Source organism: Planctomycetota bacterium, assembly GCA_026387035.1.
Lineage (GTDB): Bacteria > Planctomycetota > Phycisphaerae > FEN-1346 > FEN-1346 > JAPLMM01.
On sequence record JAPLMM010000009.1, the window covers coordinates 1 to 5,851 of the forward strand.

The window sequence follows — 5,851 nt, forward strand, 5'->3', positions numbered from 1 at the left end:
GTGCTGCAGGACGTGCAGGAGCGTTTCGGCTACCTGCCGCCGGCGGCCTTACGGGAGACCAGCCGCCGGACGCGCATCCCGCTGAGCCGCGTCTGGGGCGTCGTCTCCTTCTACGCCCAGTTCTACACGGAGCCCCGCGGCAAGCACACCGTCCGCTGCTGCCGCGGCACGGCGTGCCACGTCAAGGGCGCCGGCCGCATCCTCGACGCCGTCCAGCGCGAACTCGGCATCGAAGAGAGCGAAACGACGCCCGACATGATCTTCTACCTCGAAACCGTGGCGTGCCTGGGCACGTGTTTCCTGGCGCCCGTGATGATGATTGACTCGACGTACTACGGGCGGCTGACGCCCCAGCGGATCGCAAGCGTCCTCCGGACCTATAGGACCCGCGAAGCGTGAAACGCCTCGAATCGGTCAACGCGCTCAAGCAGTGGCGGCGGGGTCTGGCGTCCCGGCCGAAACCGGAAGCGACGCTGCGCGTCTGCTCGACCGGCTGCCGGGCCCTCGGCGCGCTGGAGGTCTGCGACGCGTTCGAGGCCGAGATCGCGCGGCGCGGCCTGGAAGGACGCGTGCACGTGGTGCGCGTCGGATGCCATGGCCTGTGCGCAGGCGCCGTCACCGTTCTGGTGGATCCGAAGGGAATCTTCTACCAGGGCGTCACGGCGGCCGACGTGCCGGAAATCGTCGAACGGACGGTCCTCGGCGGCAAGGTCGTCAAGCGCCTCTGCGGATCCGCCGAAGGCCGGACGGTCGCCAGACGCAAGAATATTCCTTTCTACAAGCATCAGATGCGACGGGTGCTGAAGAACTGCGGCGTGGTGGACCCGAAGAGCCTCCAGGACGCCGTCGCCCACGGCGCCTATGCGTCGGCGGCTCTGGTCCTCTCCTCGCACCGGCCGGAGGACGTGATTGACGAGGTCATCCGTTCCGGCCTGCGTGGCCGCGGCGGGGCGGGGTTCCCGACGGGGCGCAAGTGGCAGTTGGCCCGCGCCTCAGCCGGCGAGCCCAAGTACATTATCTGCAACGCCGACGAGGGCGACCCGGGCGCCTTCATGGACCGGGCGATCCTCGAGGGCGACCCGCACCTCGTGATCGAAGGGATGCTCATCGGGGCGATGGCCATCGGCTCGTCCCGCGGCGTCATCTACGTCCGGGCCGAGTACCCCATCGCCATCGAGCACGCGAAACTGGCGCTGGAGCAGGCGCGCGAGGCGGGCCTCCTGGGCGCGAGCATCCTCGGCACCGGCTTCGACTTCGACATCGCGATCCGCCAGGGCGCGGGGGCCTTCGTCTGCGGCGAGGAGACGGCCCTCATCGCCTCGGTCGAGGGCAAGCGCGGCATGCCGCGGCCGCGGCCCCCCTTTCCCGCCGCGAGCGGCCTCTGGGGCAAGCCCACCAACATCAACAACGTCGAGACGTGGGCCAACGTCCCCCGCGTCATCGAACTCGGGGCCGAGGAGTACGCGAGCGTCGGCACGGAAGGCTCGAAGGGCACCAAGATCTTCGCCCTCGCCGGCAAGGTCCGGAACACGGGGCTCGTGGAAGTGCCGATGGGCGCGACGCTAAGGCAGATTATTTTCGACATCGGCGGCGGCATCCCGCGCGGACGCAAGTTCAAGGCCGCACAGATCGGCGGCCCCAGCGGCGGATGCGTCCCCGCACGGCACCTCGACCTCCCCATCGACTACGACTCCGTCAAGGAGGTCGGCGCCATCATGGGCTCCGGCGGACTGATTGTTATGGACGAAGCGACATGCATGGTGGACATCGCACGCTTCTTCACCGACTTTTGCCAGAAGGAATCGTGCGGCAAGTGCATTCCGTGCCGCATCGGCACCCGACGCATGCTGGAGATCCTGGAGCGGATCACGACCGGCGAGGGGCGGATCGAGGACCTCGACCTTCTCGAAGCCCTCGGCGCGATGATTCGGGAAACGTCGCTCTGCGGCCTGGGCCAGACGGCGCCGAACCCGGTGCTTTCGACCCTTCGGCATTTCCGCGACGAGTACGAGGCGCACATCCGGGAGCGTCGGTGCCCGTCGCACGCGTGCGAGCGGCTCGCGCCGATCTCGTGCTCGGACGCCTGCCCCGCCCACGTCAACGTGCCGGAGTACGTCGCCCTCGTCGCCGAGGGCCGCTTCGCCGACGCCCTCGAGGTCATCCGCCGGCGCAACCCGCTGGCCAGCGTCTGCGGCCGGGCGTGCCACCATCCGTGCGAACTCTTCTGCCGGCGCGGCGACTTGGACCAGCCGGTGGCCATCCGCCACCTGAAGCGATTCGTGACGGACCGCGTGAAGGACGCCGGCTCGCCGCCCCAGTGGCAGGGCCCGCGGCGCGGCAAGGTGGCGGTCGTCGGCTCCGGGCCGGCCGGTCTGACGGCCGCCTATTTCCTCGCGCTCGCCGGCCGAGAGGTCACGGTCTTCGAGGCCCTCGACCGCGTCGGCGGAATGCTGGCGGTCGGCATTCCGCGCTACCGCCTGCCGCCCCAAGCGCTCGGGCGCGACGTCGAGTACATCCGCCGCGCCGGCGTCCGCATCGTCACCGGCCGGCGAATCGAAAGCCTCCAGGAACTCCGGGCCGAAGGCTTCGACGCCATCTTCCTCGCCGCCGGCGCCCATAAGAGCAGCCGCCTCGGCATCCCCGGCGAGGACCTCGACGGCGTCGTGGACGCCCTGAGTTTTCTTCGCGGCGTCATGCTCGCCGAGCGCACGAAGGTCCAGGGCCGCGTCGTCATCATCGGCGGCGGAAACGCGGCGATGGACTCGGCCCGGGCGGCCCTGCGCCTCGGAGCCGAGGCCGTCACCATCCTCTACCGCCGCACCGCCGACGAAATGCCCGCCACCCCCGACGAAATCGAGGACGCCATGCTCGAGGGCGTCGAGTTCCGCTATCTGTCCACCGTCCATGCGATTGAAGGCGACGGCCGGGTCCGCGCCGTCCGGTGCACGAAGATGCGCCTCGGCGACGCCGACGAGAGCGGCCGCCGCCGCCCCATCCCCATCCCGGATTCGGACTACCGGCTCGAGGCGGACCTGGTGATCGCCGCCATCGGCCAGCAGCCGGACCTCGACTTCGTCCAGGCCGACGAGAGCGTGGTCGTCGCGAGCGGCCGGCTGGCCGTGGACCCCGTGACGCTCCGGACGGACGGCGGCGATGTGTTTGCGGGCGGCGACGCGGTGACCGGCGACCCCGTGGTCCGCGCGGCCGCGGGGCGGAACGTCTTCGCGGGCGGCGACGCAGTCACCGGGCCCGCGACGATCGTCGAGGCGATTGCGGCGGGCCAGCGGGCCGCCCAGGCGATTGACCGATTCCTGGGCGGCAAAGGCGAACTGCCGCCAGACCGCGGGTTCGCATCACCCGGCAAACGACCGGAAGACGAGTCGGAAGAGGCGGCCCGGCGCCGGCCCGTCCGGGCGCTTCGGCCGAAGAGGCGCCGGGGCAACTTCGAGGAAGTGCTCAAGGGTTATTCGCTGCAGGCGGCCTGCGCCGAGGCGCGCCGGTGCCTGCGGTGCGATCTGGAACAGTAGCGGTTTCGCCGCCGCGCTGGAACAGTTCGCCGCCCGCCTTGGCGGGCGCGTTGAGGAACCATCGGATGCCGGACAACGTCAACCTGACGATTGACGGCCCTCGAGCCCACGAGTTCGTGCCGGTTGTGTCTGGTCGAGGTCGAAGGCGCGCGGACCCCCGTGCCGGCCTGCTCGTACCCCGTGGCGCCGGGCATGGTGGTCCGGACGGAGACGCCGGCCCTGCGGGAGCACCGGCGATGGGTGATTGAACTTGCGCTCTCGGACCACCCGCACGATTGCCTGACGTGCGAGAAGGCCGGGGCGTGCGTCCTCCAGCAGTACGCCTACGATCTCGGCGTCAAGGAGCCGCGCTTCGGCGCCGCCGAGACGGCCGTCGAGCCGGTCCAGGACGGCCCGGCCATCGTGTACGACCGATCCAAGTGCATCCTGTGCGGGCGGTGCATCCAGGTGTGCCACCAGGTTCAGGTCTCCGGGGCGATTGACTTTCTCGGGCGCGGCTTCGAGACGCGCGTGAGCATTCCGCCGGACGTCGCGCGCGACGATTCCGGCTGCGCCGAGTGCGGCAACTGCCTGGACGTCTGCCCGACGGGGGCGCTGGCCTACGTCGGCGCGACCGGCCACGGACGCGCGTGGGAGTTCCAGCAGGTCCGAACCATCTGCCCCTACTGCGGGTGCGGGTGCGCCATCGTTCTGAATATCCACAACGGGCGGATCGTGACCATCACCGGCGAGCCGGGCCTCGGCGTCTCGGGCGGCCTTCTGTGCGTCAAGGGCCGCTTCGGGGCCGACTTCATCGGCCACGGCGACCGCCTCCGCACGCCGCTCGTTCGCAAGGACGGCGAACTCGTCCCCGCAACGTGGGACGAGGCGCTCGCGCTCGTCGCCGAGCGCCTGGGCGACATCCGCGACCGGCACGGCCCGGACGCCGTCGCGGGGCTCTCGAGCGCCAAAACCACCAACGAAGAAAATTACCTGATGCAGAAGTTCATGCGCGCGGTGGTCGGCACGAACAACGTGGACCATTGCGCCCGCCTGTGCCATGCCTCGACGGTTGCAGGCCTGGCGCGGGCGTTCGGCTCAGGCGCGATGACCAACTCCATCGCCGACCTCGAGCAGGCCGACGTCATTTTCGTCATCGGTTCCAACACCACCGAGTGCCACCCCATCATCGGGGCGGCCATCAAGCGGGCCGTCCGCTTCGGAAAAACTCGCCTCATCGTCGCCGACCCGCGGGTGATTGAACTTGCGGAAATGGCCGACCTCCATCTTCAGCACCGCGGCGGGACGGACGTCGCCCTCGCCAACGCACTCATTCACGTCATCCTGAAGGAAGGCCTCGAGGCGAAGGCGTTCATCGCCGAGCGCACCGAAGGCTTCGAGGATCTCCGGCGCGCCGTCCAGCCGTACACGCCGGACTTTGCGGCGAAGATCACCGGCGTCCCCGCCGAAAAAATCGTCGAGGCCGCACGCCTCTACGCAAAAGCCGACGCCGCTTCCATCATCTATTCCATGGGCATCACCCAGCACACGACCGGAACGGACAACGTGCTGGCGCTCGCGAATCTGGCCATGGTGACCGGGAACATCGGCCGGCCCGGCACGGGCGTCAATCCCCTCCGCGGACAGAACAACGTCCAGGGCGCCTGCGACATGGGCGCCTTGCCGAACGTTTATACCGGCTACCAGGCAGTGGACGACGCGGCGGTGCGCGCGAAGTTCGAGAAGGCGTGGGGCGTCCGCCTCCCGTCGGCGCCGGGATTGACGGTCGTCGAAATCATCCACGCCGCCGCCGAGGGCAAGGTCCGGGCCCTCTACTGCCTGGGCGAGAACCCCATGCTCAGCGACCCCGACCTCGCGCACGTCGAAGAGGCATTGAAGGCCCTCGATTTCCTCGTGGTCCAGGACATCTTCCTCACCGAGACGGCCCGGTTGGCCGACGTGGTCCTGCCCGCCGCCTCGTTTGCCGAGAAGGACGGCACGTTCACGAACACGGAGCGCCGCGTCCAGCGGGTCCGCAAGGCCCTCCCGCCGCCCGGCGAGGCGAGGCCGGACTGGGAAATCCTCTCGGACCTCGCGCGGCGGATGGGCTATGCCATGGATTACCCGGACCCCTCGGCCGTCCAGGACGAGATTGCCGCGCTCACGCCCTCCTACGCCGGCATCACGTACGACCGCCTCGAGTCAGGCGGCCTCCAGTGGCCCTGCCCCGACCCGGGCCATGCAGGCACACCGATCCTCCACAAGGACCGCTTCACGCGGGGACGGGGGAAGTTCCACGCCGTCGAATTCATTCCGCCGAAAGAGTTGCCCGACGCCCAGTTCCC

General features: G+C 69.6%; 3 protein-coding genes. All 3 read left to right on the forward strand.

The genetic code is table 11. From position 1 onward, the window contains the following. Positions 1–399, forward strand: a 399-nt coding sequence (locus NTX40_00345; protein ID MCX5647541.1) for an NAD(P)H-dependent oxidoreductase subunit E, incomplete at its 5' end; no start/stop codon positions are given. After that, on the forward strand, positions 396–3,527 hold the full coding sequence (nuoF, locus tag NTX40_00350) for an NADH-quinone oxidoreductase subunit NuoF (GenBank protein MCX5647542.1): 3,132 nt from the start codon (positions 396–398) through the stop codon (positions 3,525–3,527). The genes NTX40_00345 and nuoF, both read left to right, overlap by 4 nt. Positions 3,528–3,617: 90 nt before the next feature. Continuing rightward, a partial coding sequence (fdhF, locus tag NTX40_00355; protein ID MCX5647543.1) for a formate dehydrogenase subunit alpha occupies positions 3,618–5,851 on the forward strand: 2,234 nt, incomplete at its 3' end.